The 18,687-nt window shown below is 72.9% G+C and carries 17 protein-coding genes; 13 read left to right on the top strand and 4 right to left on the bottom strand.

The window, feature by feature from the left end; translation table 11 throughout:
* Positions 1-217 precede the first annotated feature (217 nt).
* Positions 218-1,195 carry a glycosyltransferase gene (locus UA74_RS10455; RefSeq protein ID WP_232237712.1) on the top strand — a complete coding sequence of 326 codons (978 nt, stop codon included), beginning with the start codon at positions 218-220 and terminating at the stop codon, positions 1,193-1,195.
* A 32-nt stretch (positions 1,196-1,227) separates the two neighbouring features.
* Complete coding sequence (locus UA74_RS10460; protein ID WP_075740064.1) at positions 1,228-2,457, top strand: glycosyltransferase; 1,230 nt, start codon at positions 1,228-1,230, stop codon at positions 2,455-2,457.
* A 20-nt stretch (positions 2,458-2,477) separates the two neighbouring features.
* On the opposite strand, the gene UA74_RS10465 is transcribed toward UA74_RS10460, so the two are convergent.
* Entirely contained in the window at positions 2,478-3,368 is an 891-nt protein-coding gene (locus UA74_RS10465) for a glycosyltransferase family 2 protein (RefSeq protein WP_075766071.1), read from the bottom strand.
* 2 nt (positions 3,369-3,370) lie between these two features.
* Positions 3,371-4,255 (bottom strand): glycosyltransferase family 2 protein, encoded by an 885-nt coding sequence (locus tag UA74_RS10470; protein ID WP_075740066.1) that lies wholly within the window; start codon positions 4,253-4,255, stop codon positions 3,371-3,373.
* A gap of 170 nt (positions 4,256-4,425) precedes the next feature.
* Here UA74_RS10470 and UA74_RS10475 point away from each other — a divergent pair, with 170 nt between their 5' ends.
* The 10 genes from UA74_RS10475 to UA74_RS10520 all read left to right on the top strand — a co-directional run bounded on the left by UA74_RS10475 (position 4,426) and on the right by UA74_RS10520 (position 15,620).
* A complete protein-coding gene (locus tag UA74_RS10475; RefSeq protein ID WP_075764296.1) occupies positions 4,426-5,403 on the top strand; it encodes a UDP-glucuronic acid decarboxylase family protein in 978 nt (325 codons plus the stop codon).
* A gap of 251 nt (positions 5,404-5,654) precedes the next feature.
* Positions 5,655-7,280, top strand: a complete 1,626-nt coding sequence (locus UA74_RS10480; RefSeq protein WP_075764298.1) for a carbamoyltransferase family protein — start codon at positions 5,655-5,657, stop codon at positions 7,278-7,280.
* Positions 7,277-8,932 carry an HAD-IIIA family hydrolase gene (locus UA74_RS33455; RefSeq protein WP_075764300.1) on the top strand — a complete coding sequence of 552 codons (1,656 nt, stop codon included), beginning with the start codon at positions 7,277-7,279 and terminating at the stop codon, positions 8,930-8,932. The genes UA74_RS10480 and UA74_RS33455 overlap by 4 nt, the downstream gene beginning before the upstream one ends.
* A complete protein-coding gene (locus UA74_RS10490) occupies positions 8,929-9,999 on the top strand; it encodes a glycosyltransferase family 9 protein (RefSeq protein WP_075764302.1) in 1,071 nt (356 codons plus the stop codon). The genes UA74_RS33455 and UA74_RS10490 overlap by 4 nt, the downstream gene beginning before the upstream one ends.
* Complete coding sequence (locus UA74_RS10495) at positions 9,996-10,559, top strand: D-sedoheptulose-7-phosphate isomerase (RefSeq protein WP_075764304.1); 564 nt, start codon at positions 9,996-9,998, stop codon at positions 10,557-10,559. Before UA74_RS10490 ends, UA74_RS10495 begins: the two co-directional genes overlap by 4 nt.
* The gene (locus UA74_RS10500) at positions 10,556-11,941 is read left to right on the top strand and encodes a PfkB family carbohydrate kinase (RefSeq protein WP_075764306.1); all 1,386 of its coding nucleotides are present in this window, start codon (positions 10,556-10,558) and stop codon (positions 11,939-11,941) included. Before UA74_RS10495 ends, UA74_RS10500 begins: the two co-directional genes overlap by 4 nt.
* A 23-nt stretch (positions 11,942-11,964) precedes the next feature.
* Complete coding sequence (locus UA74_RS10505) at positions 11,965-12,654, top strand: SDR family oxidoreductase (protein ID WP_075740073.1); 690 nt, start codon at positions 11,965-11,967, stop codon at positions 12,652-12,654.
* Complete coding sequence (locus UA74_RS10510) at positions 12,645-13,595, top strand: glycosyltransferase family 9 protein (RefSeq protein ID WP_083683094.1); 951 nt, start codon at positions 12,645-12,647, stop codon at positions 13,593-13,595. The genes UA74_RS10505 and UA74_RS10510 overlap by 10 nt, the downstream gene beginning before the upstream one ends.
* Complete coding sequence (locus tag UA74_RS10515; protein ID WP_075740074.1) at positions 13,588-14,910, top strand: UDP-glucose dehydrogenase family protein; 1,323 nt, start codon at positions 13,588-13,590, stop codon at positions 14,908-14,910. Before UA74_RS10510 ends, UA74_RS10515 begins: the two co-directional genes overlap by 8 nt.
* A 257-nt stretch (positions 14,911-15,167) precedes the next feature.
* A complete protein-coding gene (locus UA74_RS10520; protein ID WP_075740075.1) occupies positions 15,168-15,620 on the top strand; it encodes a protein-tyrosine phosphatase family protein in 453 nt (150 codons plus the stop codon).
* Positions 15,621-15,901: 281 nt separating this feature from the next.
* On the opposite strand, the gene UA74_RS10525 is transcribed toward UA74_RS10520, so the two are convergent.
* Together UA74_RS10525 and UA74_RS10530 are read right to left on the bottom strand one after the other, a co-directional pair.
* On the bottom strand, positions 15,902-16,471 hold the full coding sequence (locus UA74_RS10525) for a histone deacetylase (protein WP_198042985.1): 570 nt from the start codon (positions 16,469-16,471) through the stop codon (positions 15,902-15,904).
* Positions 16,472-16,685: 214 nt separating this feature from the next.
* Positions 16,686-17,702, bottom strand: a complete 1,017-nt coding sequence (locus UA74_RS10530) for a tryptophan--tRNA ligase (protein WP_075740076.1) — start codon at positions 17,700-17,702, stop codon at positions 16,686-16,688.
* 243 nt (positions 17,703-17,945) lie between these two features.
* Here UA74_RS10530 and UA74_RS10535 point away from each other — a divergent pair, with 243 nt between their 5' ends.
* Positions 17,946-18,635: a RibD family protein gene (locus tag UA74_RS10535; protein WP_075740077.1), complete on the top strand. Its 690-nt coding sequence runs from the start codon at positions 17,946-17,948 to the stop codon at positions 18,633-18,635.
* Positions 18,636-18,687 lie beyond the last annotated feature (52 nt).

The following is an 18,687-nucleotide window of genomic DNA, read 5'->3' on the forward strand; positions in this document are numbered from 1 at the left end:
GCAGCGGCGAACGGGTCCCCTGAGACGCGAGACGGCAGGCGGGCTCACCGTGTCATGAGGTCGGTCCGTCGACGAGAAGCGGCGGGCCCGCCGAGCGGCCGAGGGCCTGCCGCCCACGCCGTACCTGGCGCGGGGGCGCAGCCTCGGGAAGTGGAAGTGGCACGCCGCAGCCCCGCCGGGAGTTTCGCGGGCCCGGCGAACGGGGAACTGCTAGGGCGTGACGGCGCAGGCCGGCGGGCGGAACGTGCTTCTGTGGCACGTGCACGGGTCGTGGACGGACTCCTTCGTCCGGGGCCCGCACCACTGTGTGCTGCCCACGCTGGCCGAGGGCGGCCCCTGGGGACGCGGCCGCTGCGGCCGCGCCTGGGAGTCGGCGACGGAGGTGCCGCTGGCCGAACTCCGGGACGCCGAGGTCGACGTGGTGATCCTGCAACGCCCGGAGGAGATCGACCTCGTCGAGCAGTGGCTCGGCAGGCGGCCGGGCCGGGACATCCCCGCCGTCTATCTCGAACACAACGTGCCGCGATCGGACCCGGCGTCGGCACGGCATCCGCTGGCGGATCGCACGGACATCCCGATCGTGCACGTCACCCACTTCAACGACCTGATGTGGGACAACGGCCGGGCGCCCACCCACGTCATCCAGCACGGCATCGTCGACCCCGGCGAGCAGTACACCGGCGAGCTGCCGCACGGCGTCGCGCTCATCAACGAGCCGTCCCGCCGAGCCCGCGTCACGGGGAGCGACCTGCTGGCGGTCTTCGCCGACGCGGGCCCGGTCGATCTCTTCGGCATCGGAGCGGCCGACTTCGTCCCGGCCTCCTCGACCGCCCATCCGGTGCGCGGCATCGACGATCTCGACCATGCCGCGCTGCACCCCGAGATGGCCCGTCGACGGGTGTATCTGCACACCGCCCGCTGGACCTCGCTCGGCCTGTCGCTCCTGGAGGCGATGCAGCTCGGGATGCCCGTCGTCGTGCTCGCCGCCACCGAGACGACGATGGCGGTCCCCTCGGAGGCGGGCGCGGTCTCCACCGACGTGTCGGTACTGGTGCGGGCCTTCCGCGAACTGCTGCACGAACCCGATCTCGCGGTGCTCGCGGGCCGGGCAGGCCGGGACTACGCGGTGACGAGATACGGACTCGATCGCTTTCATCGCGACTGGACCGCCCTGCTCGCCGAGGTCACTCGGTGAACCGCCGCGCAGCGGCTCCGAGAGGAGGCCCGATGAGAATCGCGATGGTGTCCGAGCACGCCAGTCCGCTGGCCGCGCTGGGCGGTGTCGATGCAGGCGGCCAGAACGTCCACGTCGCCGAGCTGTCCTCCGCGCTGTGTCGGCAGGGCCACCAGGTGACCGTGTACACGCGGCGTGAGAGTCTCGTCGTGCCCGAGACGATCATCACCGACGGCGGCCTTCGCGTCGTGCACGTGCCCGCGGGTCCGCCGGTCCCGCTGCCGAAGGACCGGCTCCTGGCGCACATGGGGGAGTTCGGCGCGTTCCTGCGCCGACGCTGGGCCGCAGAGCGTCCCGACGTGGTGCACGCGCACTTCTGGATGTCCGGTCTCGCCGCCATGCTGGCCGTCGAGGGGACGGGCATCCCGGTGGTGCAGACCTTCCACGCCCTCGGCGCGGTCAAGCGTCGGCACCAGGGCGCGGCGGACACCAGCCCGCCGGAGCGGATCCGGCTGGAGGAGGAGATCGCCAGACGGGCCGACCGGGTCATCGCCACCTGCTCCGACGAGGTGTTCGAGCTGGCCAGGATGCGCATGACGCGGGCGAAGGCCTCGGTCGTGCCCTGCGGCGTAGACCTGGAGCGCTTCCAACCTGCTGGCCCGCCCGCGCCGCCCTCGGGGCGACATCGGATTCTCAGCGTCGGCAGGCTGGTGCCCCGCAAGGGGTTCGACGTCGCCGTCACGGCACTGACCGCCCTACCGGAGACCGAGCTGCTCCTCGCGGGCGGGCCCGAGGACGGCAGGCTCGACGAGGACCCTGAGGCGCAACGCCTGCTGCGACTCGCGGAGCAGCTCGGCGTGCGAGACCGACTCGTCCTGCTCGGACAGGTGCCCACTGCGGAGATGCCCGCGCTGCTGCGGTCGGCCGACGTCGTCGTGTGCACCCCGTGGTACGAGCCCTTCGGCATCACACCGCTGGAGGCGATGGCGTGCGGAGTCCCGGTGGTGTCGGCCGCGGTGGGCGGACTGATCGACACGGTCGTCGACGGATCGACCGGAACACTGGTGGCTCCGAACGATCCCGCTGCCCTCGCCGCCGCGGTGCGCGCCCTGCTGGCGCGGCCGGGGACTCGGCGGCGCTACGGCCTGGCGGGCAGAAGGCGGATGCAGCTGCGCTACTCCTGGGACCGGATCGCCGTGGACACGCTGCGGGTCTACCAACGCGCGTGCTCACCGACGGAGCTGTCCACCGAGGACGCGAGCGGGGGCAGGGCGGTGTTGTGAGCCTGCCGGTGTCCGGCGGGTCAACCGACGTAGCGGCGAGCCGTCGACCGTCGCTGCGACTCCTCGAGCAGCAGCAGCCCCGCCTCGACGCGCGTCGGCACCACCCGTCTCTCCCGCAGGACCCAGGGCAGCCCGCGCAGGGCGGCCGCCACCGCCCCCGCCGTCGCCAGATCGGCGGGTGCCGAGCGCAGCACGGCCGCGCTCCGACGGAGCGCGCTGCGCAGCGGACGGCGCAGCCACAGCGTCCACAGGGTGTTGCGGATGCCGAGCTGTCGCCGACGCCGCGCATCACGCGTCCGGGACGGGGCATGGTGAATCACCATGTCCTCGACCCAGCACATCCACCAGCCCAGCGCGGCGAGGTCCAGGGCGAGCAGCTCCTCCTCACCGCCGAGCCACATCCGCGAGGAGAAGCCGCCGACCTGGGTGAACGCCGAGACGCGGAAGGCGGACAGGCCTGCCATCACTCCGAGCAGTGCCGGGCCCGGCAGCCAGCCGGGGCCTGTCACGGGGGAGTCCCGCAGCTCCGGCGTGATCGGGTCCTCCGCGAGGTCCGGCTCGACCAGGCACCTGCCGGTGACCGAGGCCAGACCCGGCCACCGGTCGAGCAGTGTGACAGCACGGGTCAGCACGCCCGGCTGCCAGCGGGTGTCGTCGTCGCAGAACGCCACATACGGGGTGCGCGCCCGGCGCACCGCGAGGTTGCGTCCGATCGCACCGAGGTTGCGCGTCGACCGGATCAGCTCCACTTCGGGATACTCCGCCGCGACCGCGTCCGCCGTGCCGTCCGTGGAGGCGTTGTCCACCAGGATGATCGGTGCCGCGTCGGGCAGCGCGGTCATCTTCGCGAGCGTCTCCAGGAGTTGATCACGCCGATCGCGGGTGATGATCACCACGGTGATGCGATGCACCGTCATGGGCTCGACTCCCCCTCGTCGGCGTGCTCCAGAATCCGGACGCGCCGTTCGACCTCGCTCGGCAGTCGGCTCCGTCGGACGAGCGCGGCAGGCAGTCGGCGCAGCAGTCCCGCCACGACCCGCCGGGTCTCGCGGTCCCGTGGCACGGCGTGCAGCAGGTCGGCCGTCTCGACGGCGCATCGGTGCCATGGACGTCGCATCCAGGTGATGAGGGCGTTGTTCCGCCGCTCGGCCCGCAGCCGCCAGGACGCGGGCGGTCGGGCGCTGGAGGGATGGTGGTGGGCCAGGACCCGGTCGGCGTAGCACAGCGCCCAGCCGTGCGCCGCGAGGTCGAGCGCGAGGAGCCGCTCCTCCGCACCGAAGTGCAGCAGCCGGGAGAAGCCGCCGACCTCCAGGAACGCCGTCCGCCGGACGATCGCCGCGCACGCGAGGAAGCCGAGGACCGACGGGCCCGGCAGACCGGTCGGGTGTCCCAGCGGGCTGGCCGCCATCCGCTGATTGAGGGGGTCGTCGGAGTCCGTCGGGCCGACCAGGGTCCGCGCCGCCAGCAGCGCGACCCTCGGGTGGGCGGTCAGGATGCGCTCCGCCGAGGGGAGGGCGTCGTGGGCCCACCACGAGTCGTCGTCGGAGAACGCGACGAACGGGGTCGCGGCCCTGGTCACGCCCAGATTGCGGGCCGCAGCCCCGAGGTTGCGGCGGAGCCGGATCACCTGCACCCCCGCGATCCGCGCGGCGCCCGCCGCCGTGTCGTCGGAGGAGGCGTTGTCCACCACGATGATCGGCGGAGCCGGACGCAGCGCCCGCAGCCTCGTCAGGGTGCGGTGCAGCTCGGCGGCCCGATCGCGCGTGGCGATGACCACCGTGGTCTGCGGCGTGCTCACCCGGCTGCCCCGTTCCCCCTGCGACGGGGGCCGAGGCACCTGCGAAGTACTCGCATGCAGGCCGCATACCCGCAGGCGTCCCGGCCCAACCCGGCGCGGGAGAACAGGGCGCCGGGGACCTGCGGCCCGGACCGCACGTGTGAGGCGCGGACGGCCGGGTAGCCGAAGACGTGACGCGACGCATCGAACGTGCGCTGGTGACCGGGGGTGCGGGTTTCGTCGGATCGCACCTCGCCGAACTGCTGCTGGCCGAGGGCAGCGAGGTCCTCGTGCTCGACGACTTCTCGACTGCTGCGGCCGACACGGTCGCCGAGCTGCGGGAACGTCCCGGAGTCGAGTTGGTCCGACACGACGTCACTCGACCGATCACCGTGCCCGGCCGCGTCGACGTCGTCTTCCACCTGGCCTCACCCGCCTCACCGCCGGACTACCTGCGACTGCCGATCGAGACGCTCCGGGCGGGGTCGCTGGGCACCGCGCACGCGCTCGACGTGGCCGTGCGTGCCGACGCCCGCTTCGTACTGGCCTCGACCAGCGAGGTCTACGGCGACCCGGAGGTGCATCCGCAGCCGGAGAGCTATCGAGGTCGCGTGAACCCGGTCGGCCCGCGCAGCGTGTACGACGAGGCGAAGCGGTATGCCGAGGCGCTGACCGCCGCCTACCGGCGCGAGTGCGGCGCGAACACCGGCATCGCTCGGCTCTTCAACACCTACGGCCCTCGGATGCGGGCACACGACGGTCGGGCGGTGCCGACGTTCATTCGGCAGGCGCTGGCCGGGGAACCGTTGACCGTGGCCGGTTCCGGCACGCAGACCCGGTCGCTCTGCTACGTCGACGACACCGTGCGCGGCCTGCTCGCCCTGGCCAAGGCGGATCTGCCCGGCCCGGTGAATCTGGGCAACCCCGAGGAGCTCACGGTGCGTGAGCTGGCCGAGGAGATCCGCGCGGCCGCAGGCGGCAGCGCGGGCCTGACCTTCGTCGACGCCGCCGAGGACGACCCGAGGCGACGCTGTCCGGACATCACCCTGGCTCGGCGTGAGCTGGGCTGGTGGCCTCGGGTGAGCCTGGCCGAGGGACTGGCTCGGACGATTCGGTGGTTCGAGCCCCGCCGGGAGCCGACGCCGGAGCCGTCGTCGGTCTTCTGGTGAGCCGACGTTCTGGTGAGTCACGACGTGCCGGGGCGCGCCCGAACGGTTTACCGCCGTCGTCGTCGGGCATCGCTATAGGGCTGACCCGGCCCCGGCTGGGCGACGGCCGGTCGGGTGACACGACACCGGCGAGGCCACGATGCGGCGCTACCGAGCGGGCCGATGCGAGCAGGGCGACACGGAAGAGTCGACACGACAGGACCGACACGGCGGGGCGGGCGGCACATGCCCCCGAGCGGAGGAGTGGCTCGATGCGCGTTCTCGGCATCAATGCGATCTTCCACGATCCGGCTGCCGCGTTCGTCGTGGACGGCGAGATCGTCGCCGCCGCCGAGGAGGAGCGGTTCAGCCGACGCAAGCACGGGAAGCGCCCGGTGCCGTTCTCCGCCTGGGAACTGCCGGAACAGGCCGCCGCCTGGTGCCTGCGCCGGGCGGGCATCCGGGCCGATCAGCTCGACGCCGTCGGCTACTCCTACGACCCGGAGCTGGTAGACCACTCGCTCGGCGGGCTGGACGCGGGCAGCGAGGAAGTGCGCACCGACTACGCACGACGGGCGCCTGCCTTCCTGCGCACCGCACTGCCGGGCCTGGACCCCTCGGTGGTCCGGTTCGTCCGACACCACGTGGCGCACGCCGCCTCGGCCGCGCTGGCGGCGCCCTTCGACGACTGCGCCGTGCTGGTCGCGGACGGACGCGGCGAGAGCACCTCCTACCTGGCAGGTGAGTACCGCGACGGCAAGTTCATCGAGTTCGACGCCCAACGGCTGCCGCACTCGCTCGGCCTGCTGTACGAGGACCTCACCGAACACCTCGGCTTCGCCCGGTCCAGCGACGAGTACAAGGTCATGGCGCTCGCCTCCTACGGGGAACCGAGGTTCCTGGGCGCACTGACGGAACTCGTCCACACCACCGCCGACGGCGGGTTCCGCACCGAACCGGTGCCCTGGAACGACTTCGCTCCTCGGGCCGGGGACGGGGTCGCACTGGACTCGACGCACGCCGATCTCGCGGCCAGTGTGCAACGACGCGTGGAGGACGTGCTGTTGGAGCTGGTCCGCCGCCTGCACGCGCAGACCGGACAGTCCGACCTGGCGATGGCGGGCGGCATCGCCTTGAACTGCGTGGCCAACACACGCCTGTACGCCGAGGGTCCGTTCGACCGGATCTGGGTGCAGCCCGCGGCGGGTGACGCGGGGACCGCGCTGGGGGCGGCCCTGCAGCTCTCCGCCGAGCTGGGCGAGCGGGCCGCGCCGATGACCGGTGCCGACCTCGGCCGCGACTGGACGGAGGACGAGCTGGCGACGGTGCTGCGCACGGCGAACCTCCGGTACGACCGGCCTGCGGACGTCGCCGCAGCGGTGGCCGATGCGCTGGCCGCCGATCAGGTGGTGGCCTGGTTCCAAGGCAGAGCCGAGTTCGGCCCTCGGGCGCTCGGGCATCGGTCCCTGCTCGCGCATCCGGGACCGCAGCGCAACCTGGAACGGCTCAACGAGGTGAAGGGTCGGGAGCAGTTCCGGCCGGTCGCCCCGATGGTCCTCGCCGACCGCGCGGCCGAGTTGTTCGGGCGAGGTCCGCTGCCCAGCCCGTACATGTTGTTCGTCCACGACGTCGCCGAATCGTGGCGGGAGCGCCTCGGCGCGGTGACCCATGTCGACGGCACGGCGCGGGTGCAGACGGTCGACCCGGCGCATGCACCGCTGACGGCTCGCATGCTGGCGGAGTTCGAAGCTCGCACCGGGCTGCCGGTGGTGGTCAACACGAGCCTCAACACGGCGGGCCGGCCGATGGTCGACTCGCCGAGGGATGCCCTGGAGTGCTTCGGTTCCGCACCGGTCGACCTGCTTGCGATCGGCCCGTTCCTGGTGCGGCGATCATGATCGACTACAGCGTGGTGATCCCGACTACGGGACGCGACAGTCTCTGGCGGCTGCTGGCCGCCCTGGACGCCGCCGTCGGCCCGCCGCCCAGGGAGATCCTGGTCGTCGATGACCGGCCAGGGGGCGAGGAGCTGCGCCTGCCGCCGTCGATCCGACTGCTGCGCTCCGGCGGGCGGGGACCGGCGGCGGCCCGCAACACCGGCTGGCGGCAGGCGGGCGGGGAGTGGATCGCCTTCCTGGACGACGACGTGATCACCGACGCGGACTGGCCCGCGCGGCTGGCGGGGGACCTGACGGGACTCGACGATCTGGTGGGGGCATCGGAGGCCGAGATCGTGGTTCCGCTGCCTGCCGACCGACGGCCCACCGACGACGAGCGCGGCACCGCAGGACTGGCCCGCGCGCGCTGGATCACCGCCGACATGGCCTATCGACGGTCTGCGCTGGCGGCCGTCGGCGGCTTCGACGAGCGGTTCCCCCGCGCCTATCGGGAGGATGCGGACCTCGCGATGCGCGTCCGCCTGGCCGGTTACGAGATCGTCCGAGGTGATCGGGCGACCACGCATCCGGTGCGCCGGGCGAGCCTGCTGGCCAGTGTCCGCGCCCAGCGCGGCAACGCCGACGACGTGCTGATGCGACGCACGCACGGAGCCCGATGGCGGGAGCGGATCGGAGAGGGACCCGGCAGGCTGCGCCTGCATGTGCTGACCATCGGCGCCGCGGCGCTGGGCGGGCTGTTCGCGGTGACCGGGCGACGAAGGGCGGCGGCGGGCTGCGCGGCGATCTGGGCCGCGCTGACCGGCGAGTTCGCCGCGCGACGAATCGGGCCGGGTCCGCGCACGGCGGCGGAGGTCGGTCGGATGCTGGTCACCAGCGTGCTGATCCCGCCAGCTGCCTGTCTGCACCGGCTGCGTGGGGAGATCCGACATCGGCGGCGGCACAGCGGCGGGCCGCTGCATGGCTCCGGCGGCGGGCCGCTCGATGCATACAGCGGCGGGCCGCTAGACGGCTCCGGCGGCGGGCCGCTGCATGGCTCCGGCGGCGGGCCGCTCAATGCATACAGCGGCAGGCCGCCGCATGGCCACAGCGGCGGACCCCGCGAGGCACATCGAGGCAGGTCCCGCCCGCCGCAGGCCCTGCTGTTCGACCGGGACGACACGCTCATCGGTGATGTCCCCGGTCTGACCGACCCGGCTGGCGTGCACCCGATGCCGGGGGCCGTGGAGGCGCTGCGGATGTCGCGGGAGGCGGGCATCCGAGTCGGGGTGGTGAGCAACCAGGCCGGGGTCGCGGGCGGACTGATCAGCGCCGACCAGCTCGCCGAGGTGAACTCGCGAGTCGAGGCCCTGCTCGGGCCGTTCCAGACCTGGCAGGTCTGCGTCCACGGTCCGCAGGACGGCTGCGACTGCCGGAAGCCCGCGCCCGGCATGGTGTATCGCGCGGCGGCGGCACTGGGCGTGGACGTCGAGAGCTGTGTGGTCATCGGCGACACGGGCGCGGACGTCGCCGCTGCGGCTGCGGCGGGCGCACGCGGAATCCTGGTCCCCACGGCCAGGACTCGGCGGGCGGAGATCGCCAAGGCGCGCGCGGAGGCGGCGGTGGCCGAGGACATCGTGGCGGCCGTCGCACTGGCCCTGGCGGGTGTGCGGTGACCGGCCGGGTACTCGTCGCGCGGATGGACAGCGCAGGCGACGTCCTGTTGGCGGGCCCGTGCATCCGGGCCGTGGCCGCCTGCGCGGACTCCGTCACCCTGTTGGCCGGGCCGAGAGGCGCCGCCGCAGGCGAGCTGCTGCCCGGCGTGGCCGAGGTGCTGACGTGGTGCGCACCGTGGATCGACCCGGAACCGCCCGCGCTGGTCTCGGCCGAGGTGCTCGCCCTCGTCGAGCAGATCCGGGAGCACGGTGTCGACCGTGCCCTCGTCCTCACGTCATTCCACCAGTCGCCGTTGCCGCTCGCCCTGCTGCTGCGGATGGCCGGGGTGCCCTGGATCGGGGCGATCTCGGACGACTATCCGGGCTCGCTGCTGGACCTGCGGCACCGCGTCGACGGCGATCCTCCGGAGAGCGAACGGGCGCTGTCGCTGGCCGAGTCGGCCGGGTTCCGGCTGCCTCCCGGCGATGACGGCACCCTCGCCGTCCGAGGACCGCTGCCCGACCTGCGCACGGCGACGGGACCGCCGGGCTATGTCGTGGTGCATCCCGGCGCCTCCACCCCGGCCCGTCAGATGTCCGCGTCCCGTTCGGCCGCCGTCGTCGCGGCGCTCGCCGCCGCCGGACGCCGGGTGGTCGTCACGGGAGCACCCGTCGATCGGGCGCTCACCGCGACGGTGGCGCGGGGCGGTGGTCCCGACCTCGGCGGCCTCGACCTCGGCGGCAGGACGACGCTGCCGGAACTCGCCGCCGTGCTCGCACACGCGAGCGTCGTGGTGGCGCCCAACACCGGTCCGGCGCATCTGGCGGCCGCGGTGGGAACGCCGGTCGTCTCCCTGTTCGCCCCGGTCGTGCCCGCCGCACGGTGGGCCCCCTACGGGGTGCCGACCGCCGTGCTGGGCGATCAGGACGCGCCGTGTCGGGGCAGTCGTGCGCGGAAGTGCCCCGTCGACGGGCATCCCTGTCTGGAGTCGATCGATCCCGACGAGGTCGTCGCCGCGACCGAGCGACTCGCCGCCGTGACCGCTGATCGGCCGCAGCGCCGCCTAACGACCGGAGGTGTGTCGTGATCGAAGAACATTTCACGGCCTTGAGCCAGGCGCTGGGACGGATCGGTTCTGCCGCGCCGACCCTACGACAGTGGGGCCTCGAGTTGTCTCGAGTCCTCGTCGACGGCGGCCGACTGCTCGTGTGCGGTAACGGCGGCAGCGCCGCCGAGGCGCAGCATCTGACCGGGGAGCTGGTCGGCCGCTTCCGGAACGAGCGACGGCCCCTGGCGGCCATTCCGCTGCACGCCGACGCCTCCTCGTGCACCGCGATCGTCAACGACTACGGCGCCGCCGAGGTGTACGCCCGCCAGGTGCGCGCCCACGGCAGAACCGGTGACGTCCTGATCCTGCTGTCCACCAGCGGAAGCAGCGAGAACGTCGTCGCCGCCGCGAAGGCGGCTCAGGACATCGGCGTCACCACCTGGGCGATGACGGGGGCCTCCCCGAATCCGCTGGCCGCGCTGTGCGACGACGCGATCATCATCGACGCACCCGACGTCGCCACGGTGCAGGAGGTGCACCTCGTGCTCGTGCACGCCCTGTGTCTCGCGCTGGACGAGGCCTTGGGGGTGCCGGTGTGAGGCCGCTGGTGGTGCTCGGTGACGCGATGCTCGACGTGGACGTCGAGGGCACCGTCGACCGGTTGTGCCCCGGCACTCCGGCCGCCGTCGTCGACGTGTGTCGAGAGCTGCGCAGGCCCGGCGGCGCCGGCCTGGCCGCGCTGCTGGCCGCGCGGTCCACCGACTCGGTGCTGCTGATCACCGCCGTGGCCGACGACGAGGCGGGGCGGGCGCTGCGCGGGCTGCTCGACGAGGAACTCACGGTGCTGTCCGTTCCGCTGCGCGGCACGACGGTCCGCAAGGCCCGCGTGCGGGTCGCGGGCCAGTCCCTGCTGCGGCTGGACACCGGAGACGGCACGGCGGACCAGGGGCCCTTGGCCGCCGAGATCGAACGGGCGTTGCGGAGTGCGGGCGCGATCCTGGTCGCCGACTACGGCGGCGGGGTCGCCGGACATCCCGACATCAGACGGCTGCTCGCCGCACTCGCGCCGACCGTGCCGATCGTGTGGGACCCGCATCCGCGTGGGCCGGCGCCGACACCGGGCGCCCGGCTGATCTCGCCGAACCTCAGCGAGGCACGCCGGTTTCACCAGTCCGGGCTCGAACCCGCCGAACTGGCAATGATCCTGCGGGACGACTGGGCCGCGCACGCGGTCGCCGTGACGACCGGTGCGGCAGGCGCGGCACTGGCCGACGGGCGACGGGTCCGCACGGTGCCGGTGCCCGCCGACGCTCGGGTCACGGCCTCGGCGGAACCCGACGCCTGCGGCGCGGGCGACTGCTTCGCCTCCACCGCCGCGGCGAGCCTGCTCGCCGGAGCCACCATGGCCGAGGCCGTGTCGGGCGCGGTCGAGGCGGCGGCGCGGTTCATCGGAGCGGGCGGGGCCTGCGCACTGTCCGTCCGCGTCGAACCCTCGACCCCGGCACAGCCGCCGCTGCCCCCGAACCTCGGCTCGGCGTTCGACGTCGCGGCCAGGGTCCGAGCCGCAGGTGGTCGCCTCGTCGCCACCGGCGGCTGCTTCGACCTGCTGCATCCCGGCCATCTGAGCCTGTTGCAGCAGTCGCGGGCTCTGGGCGACGCCTTGATCGTCTGTCTGAACTCCGACGACTCGGTCCGACGGCTGAAAGGTCTCGGTCGTCCCATCCTCCAGGCCCGCGACCGGGCCAGGCTGCTCACCGAGCTGGCCTCGGTGGACGCGGTCGCGATCTTCGACGAGCCGTCGCCCGCCGCGCTGCTGGAGCGGCTCTGCCCGGACGTCTGGGTCAAGGGCGGCGACTACACCGGGACCCAGCTGCCGGAGAGCGAGATCGTGCAGCGGCACGGCGGCGAGACCGTGCTGATCCCGACGGTCCACGGCTACTCGACATCGCAGCTGGTGGCCGCCGCACAAGGCAGGAGCTGAAAACCGACAGCGGAGGAGCTTCCATGGCAGGCCTCGGCAACATCCTGATCACCGGCGGCGCGTCCGGTCTCGGCGCGGCGACGGCAGCCGTCGTCCAGGAGAACGGCGGCACCCCCTTCGTGATCGACCGGACGAGACCCGCTGCAGGCATCGAGTTCGTCGAGGCCGACCTCGCTGACACCGCCTCGGCCGAAGCGGCGGTGCGGGAACTCGTCGGACGGGCGGGCGGCAGGCTCGACGGTGTCTTCACCGCCGCCGGGACCGATGCCTGCGGCGCGCTGGACGCGGTCTCCGTGCGGGACTGGGAGCGCGTCGTGCACGTCAATCTGCTCGGCACGGTCGCCGTCGTCCGGGCGGCGCTGCCCTTCTTGAAGGAGAGCCGAGGCACGGTGGTGACCTGCGGCTCCACTCTCGGCATCAAGGCCGTCGGCGACGCGACCGCCTACTGCGCCGCCAAGTTCGGCGTCGTCGGGTTCACCAGGGCGCTGGCCGCCGAGACCGCCGGGTCGGTCGGTGTGACTCTGTTGATCCCCGGCGGGATGCACACCGCCTTCTTCGACGACCGCGCCGAGCAGTACAAGCCGCCGCCGGACGCCCGGCTGAACCAACCGGAGGACGTGGCCAGGACGGTCGCGTTCGTGCTGAGTCAGCCCCCCGGCTGCGAGATCAGGGAACTCGTCGTCTGCTCGTCGGAAGAGGGATCGTGGCCCTGACCGAGTCGATCCTGGTCCTGCGTGCGCTGGGTCTCGGCGATCTGCTGACGGGAGTCCCGACGCTGCGGTCCCTGCACCGTGCGCGCCCCGAGGCACGTCTCGTGCTCGCGGCGCCGGGCGGGCTGCGCGCCGTCGTCGATCTCGTCGACGCGGTCGACGAGCTGTTGCCGACCGAGGGACTGGGTGCCTTGAGCTGGCCGGGTGCACCGCCGAGTCTCGCGGTCAACCTGCACGGCAGGGGACCGCAGAGCATCCGTGATCTACGTGCCCAGCGGCCGCACGACCTGCTCACCCACCGCCACCCCGACGTCGGCGGCCAGCCGGGCCTGGAGTGGCGGGACGACGTGCACGAGGTGGACCGCTGGTGCAGGCTGCTGGACTTCGCGGGCATCGACGCGCGGCGGGACGATCTCGGCCTGCCCGCCCCGCCGGTGCCCAGCCCGCACCCGCACGCGATCGTGGTTCATCCCGGCGCCGCTTCAGCGGCCCGACGGTGGCCGCCGGGCCGCTACGCCGAGGTGGCTCGCGCGCTGCGCGCCGACGGCCATCACCTCGTGGTCACCGGCACCCCGGCCGAGCGGGACTTGGCGGCCCGGGTCGCCGAGGAGGCAGGACTGCCCGCCTCGACGGTCCTCGCAGGCAGCACCGGGCTCGCCGAGCTGGCGGCCGTCGTCGCCGAGGCGAGGCTGGTGATCTGCGGGGACACCGGAGTCGGTCATCTGGCCACGGCGTTCGCCACCCCGTCCGTGCTGTTGTTCGGCCCGACGCCGCCGAAGCTGTGGGGGCCGCCGCCCGGCGCCGCGCAGCACGTCGCCCTCTGGGTCGGCGACCTCGGCGATCCGCACGCCGACCATCCCGACGCCGGACTGCTGATGCTGCTGCCCGACCGGGTGCTGGCCGCCGTCCACGGGCTGCTGCGCGAACAGGTCGACCATGGCTAGCCGGGTCGGTGTCGTCGGAGCAGGCTACGTCGGGCTGACCAGCGCGGCCTGCCTCGCCCGGCTCGGTCGGCACGTGACCTGTGTGGACAACGACCGGCACAAGATCGACCGGTTGCACGACGGCGAGGTGACGCTCGTCGAGCCGGGACTGTCGGAGCTGGTCGCCGAGGGCATCGCCGGGCGACGACTCCGGTTCACCACCGATCTCGCCGCGCTCGCCGACGTCGAGGTGGCCCTGCTCTGCCTGCCGACCCCGATGGGGCCGGGCGGCGTCGCCGATCTCGGCGCCTTCGAGACGGTCCTCGCCGATCTCGGCCGGGTGCTGCGGCCCGGCTGCGTCGTCGTCACGAAGTCCACCGTTCCGATGGGCACGGCGCGGCGGATTCCCGGCCTGCTCGGCCGATCGGACCTGCCGGTGGTGGGCAATCCCGAGTTCCTGCGCGAGGGCCACGCCGTCGCGGACTTCCTGCGTCCCGACCGCATCGTGATCGGCGCCGACGCGGGACAGCGCGCCGCCGCCGATCGAGTGGCCGCCCTCTACGCGGCCACGGGAGCACCGGTGCTGCACACCGATCCCGCGACCGCCGAAGTGACCAAGTACGCCAGCAACGCCTTCCTGGCGGTGAAGGCCTCCTACGCCAACGTCCTCGCGGATCTGTGCGAGCGGGTCGGCGCCGACGTCACGCAGGTCACCCGAGCCATGGGCTTCGACGACCGGATCGGGCCCGACTTCCTCGCGGCCGGACCGGGCTGGGGCGGCTCCTGCCTGCCGAAGGACGCGGGGGCGCTGCTGTGGGCGGCGGAGGCGGCCGGTGTGGACTTCGCCCTGGTGCGGGACGCGGTCAAGACCAACACCCGCCAGCATTCGATGGTCGTGCGGAAGGTGCGCTGCGCGGTCACCGGTTCGGCGGCGGGATCGCTCGTCGGGGTTCGGATCGGGGTGCTCGGCCTGGCCTTCAAGGCGGGAACCGGTGACCTGCGGGCTTCTCCCGCCGTCGCCGTCGTCGAGGCGCTCGCCAGACAGGGCGCACTGATCTCCGCGCACGATCCCGGCGTCAGCGCAGACGACCGCGTCGGTATCGGGGCAGGCGTGCGGGTGGTGGACGACCCGTACCGGGTCGCCGAGAAGGCGATGGCGCTGGTCGTGCTCACCGAGTGGCCGGAGTTCCGGGACCTGGACTGGCGAATGCTGGCCGCCGCCGCTGAACAGCTCGTCGTCGTGGACACGCGCAACCTGCTCGACCAGGAGATCCTCGCCCAGGCGGGCTTCCGACATATCGGAATCGGAACCGGCGGCGGCCGACCCGAGGGATGACGGCCCCGCCGCTGCCCCGGGGGCGGCCCGGCGGGCGTGGTCCTGCCGGGCCTTCGTGCGCCGTCGAGTCGTGCCGTCCTTAGAGCCTGTTTTTGATCCCCCTGGAGCCGTGAGCGGGGATCAGCGCGGCTGAGCTGCCAGGCGGAGGAAAGAGACATAACCGGAGTCATGTCGACTGACGACAACGCCGCAGATCGCCGCGCCTGCCCCGCGCAACAGGAAAGTGGGGATCAAAAACAGGCTTTTAGAGTGTTCGCATGGTCGACTGCTGGCCGTCGGATGCTCCGGGTGTGCTTCGGCTGCCTTCCGGACGGCTCGTCCGGGGGCGCGGGCTGCGCAGGCCGCTGCCGCCGGGACCGACGCCGACCTTCGCCGTCCACCTGCTGGGCGGGACGCCGCCGTCCGTTCCGTGGGAGAGCCGCCTGCTGCCGTGGCCCGACTTCCTCCTGCCCCGCGATCGAACCCTGGCCCGCGAGGTCCTGCACGAGGCCTGGCGGCGAGCCGCGACCGAGCGGGTGGAGATCGCCTGCGGCGGCGGCCGAGGGCGGACCGGCACCGCCCTGGCCTGCCTCGCGGTGCTCGACGGAGTGCCGCCCGCCGAGGCCGTCGGTTTCGTGCGGCGCCACTACGATCGCCACGCCGTGGAGACTCCCTGGCAGCGCCGCTACGTCACCCGGTTCGCCGCCGGCAGGCAGACGGACACCTTTTGAGCAGCTCTTCCCTGCCGAAGCCTGCCTGTGGGGCACTGCGGGCGGGTCGACGTCCGGGCGGACGCGGTGACCCGTCGGCGGTCGAGGCCCGTGCCGGTTCGGCGGCCTCTTGCACCGACGGTGTCGGCTCCGCCGCAGCGACGGCACGTGCCTGCTGACGATCTGTTCGACGAGGGTGTCGTACCCGCAGGGTCGGTGTGGACGAGGCGAAGCGGCCGTGCGGTCCGGCAGACCGCGTGCGGCGTCCCGTGCCGGGTTCGCCGAGTCGGTTTGCCCGCCCCTCAGAGGCTGCTGATCGCGGCTGCCGTCCAGCGGCCCTGCGCGCCGGGCAGCGTGGCCAGATAACGGCCTGCTCGGCCGGCGTCCCAGCCGTGTGCCTCGCCGAGACCGGCCCGGAGCACCCGCAGGTAGCCTGCCGAGGGCGCCACCCAGTCGACCTGCGCGGCCTGCCACGGGGCAGTGAAGGTCAGCATCGGCGATCCCTCGCGGTCGCCGACGTGCAGCAGGGTCTCGTAGCGGCCGGGCCCGAGTTCGTGTCGCCCGGCGGCCAGCACGGGGCGCAGATCCAGGTCGGCGCCGGGCTCGCGGTACATCTCCTGCGCGGTCAGGTCGGCGAACTGGCCCGCACTGATCAGGTGGGCGCATGCGGCGGCGGGTCCCGGCAGCTCGGGATCGTAGAACGCCCGCCCGCCGCCCCACACCGAGGACTCGGTGGCGAAGTACACGCCGCCCGTCAGCAGACAACCCACGCTGCGGTGTAGTGGGCGGGGGTCCCGGCAGCCCGGATAGGCGTGCGTCGTCCCCGGCGGGGTGCCGCCCGCCAGATAGAGACGCAGGCGTTCGGCACACATGTTGCTGCCGTAACTGACGTACCAGACCAGCTCCGGCGACGGCGATGTCGAGGGACGCGGGACCGCAGGCGGGGGGCTCGGCGATCCGGTCACGGCGGCGGGCCGCCCATCAGACACGGCGGCGGGCCGCCCATCAGACACGGCGGCGGGCCGCCCATCAGACACGGCGGCGGGCCCGTCATCGTGCGGCCGGGTCGGGTCGCCGTCGCCTGCCTTAGATCCCGACGGCCGCACGAACCTGGCGCAGGACCGGCACCGCCTTGGCCCGTGCCTTCTCGGCACCCGCCGCCAGGATCGCGTCCAGCTCGCTGTCCGGCGCCGTCAACGCCTCATAGCGCTCTCGCATCGGCGCAAGCTGCTCGTCGAGCACCTCGAAGAGCTGGTTCTTCAGCTCGCCCCAGCCGACCCCGCCCGCCGCGAGTCGCGCGCGGGTGTCGTTCACGACGTCCTCGCTCGCGAACTGCTGAAGGATCTGGAACACCGAGGACTCGTCGGCGTTCTTCGGCGCCTCGACCGGTGTGCTGTCGGTCGGCATCCGGCGGACCAGCTTCTTCAGCTTCCCCGCCGGCAGGAACAGCGGAATGGTGTTGTCGTAGGACTTGCTCATCTTGCGGCCGTCGATGCCGGGCAGCGTCCGGCCGTTGTCGGCCTCCGGGATCAGCACGCGGGGCACGGTGAACCGATAGCCCGATCCGTAGGCGTGGTTGAACGAGCCCGCGATGTCGGCGGCGATCTCGACGTGCTGCGCCTGATCCTTGCCGACCGGCACCACGTCGGCGTTCATGATCAGGATGTCGACGGCCATCAGCACGGGGTAGTTGAACAGGCCCATGTTGACCCCGGCATCGAGGTCGCTGCGGCCCGCCTCCTCGTTGCGATCCCGCACGGCCTTGTAGGCGTGTGCGCGGTTCATCAGGCCCTTGCCCGTCAGGCAGGACATGACCCAGTTCAGCTCGAAGATCTCCGGCACGTCGGACTGCCGGTAGAGCAGTGTGCGCTCGGGGTCGAGTCCCGCCGCGATCCAGGTGGCCGCCACCGACCGCGTGTACCGCCGCAGCAGTTCCGGATCGCGCAGCGTGGTGAGGGCGTGGTAGTCGGCGATGAAGTACATCGACTCGTAGTCGGCGGCCAGCTCCAGGGCCGGGCGGATCGCACCGATGTAGTTGCCGAGATGCGGCTCGCCGGTGGGCTTGATGCCGGTCAGCGATACCTTCTTCGCGGGCGATGCCATGGTCGGGCAGTCTACCGGGCGGCGTCGTGGCCTTCCGTCGACTTTCCCTGTCCGGCTGCTGCCCGGACGTGCGGCGCAGGCGGCGATGGAGCAGCCTGTTGCACGAAGGCGAGGACCGTCGTGCCCGCACAGCGCCGCCGCCTGCGGTGCGGCTCCCGCCGCCCGTGCAGCGGGAGCCCCCGATCACACCAGGCGCTCGTGCAGTGTTCGAGGCAGCATCCGTACCCGGTGAAGGAGTGACCAGTGCCATCTCGCCCCTATGTGCTGGCCTCGGCGGCCTGCTCGGTCGACGGCTATCTCGACGACGCGAGCGAGGAACGCCTGCTGCTGTCCGGCGCGGCCGACTTCGATCGGGTGGACGAGGTGCGGGCCGGGGTGGACGCGATCCTGGTGGGGGCCAACACGATCCGTCGGGACGATCCCCGTCTGTTGGTGCGTTCCGACCACCGGCGCGCCGAACGGGTGCGGCGTGGGTTGTCGCCGAGCCCGCTGCGCGTGACCATGACCGCCTCGGGCGAGCTGGACCCGAGTGCCCGTTTCTTCACCAGCGGTGACGCGCAGCGGCTCGTGTACGTCCCGACCAGCGGAGTCGAAGCGGTCACCGCCGGGTTGGGGGCGGCGGCCTCGGTGATCGGCGCGGGCGATCCGCTGGACCTGGACGTCCTGCTCACCGACCTCGCGGGGCGCGGGGTGGCGCGGCTGATGGTGGAGGGCGGTGGCCGCGTGCACACCCGGTTCCTGGCCGCCGGGCTCGTCGACGAGCTGCACCTGGTCGTCGCGCCCTTCCTCATCGGTGACCCCGCCGCGCCACGCTTCGTCGGCCCGGCCGCGTTCCCCCAGGATGCGGCGCATCGGATGACCCTGATCGAGACCCGCATGGTCGGCGACTGCGCACTGCTGCGGTACCGCATCGGCGGTGTCAGCACGGGCTGAGCCTGCGAGTGCGAGGGCGGGCAGCAGACAGGGACGTCGTACCGGTGAGAGC

It is taken from the genome of Actinoalloteichus fjordicus (assembly GCF_001941625.1).
GTDB classification, from domain to species: domain Bacteria; phylum Actinomycetota; class Actinomycetes; order Mycobacteriales; family Pseudonocardiaceae; genus Actinoalloteichus_A; species Actinoalloteichus_A fjordicus.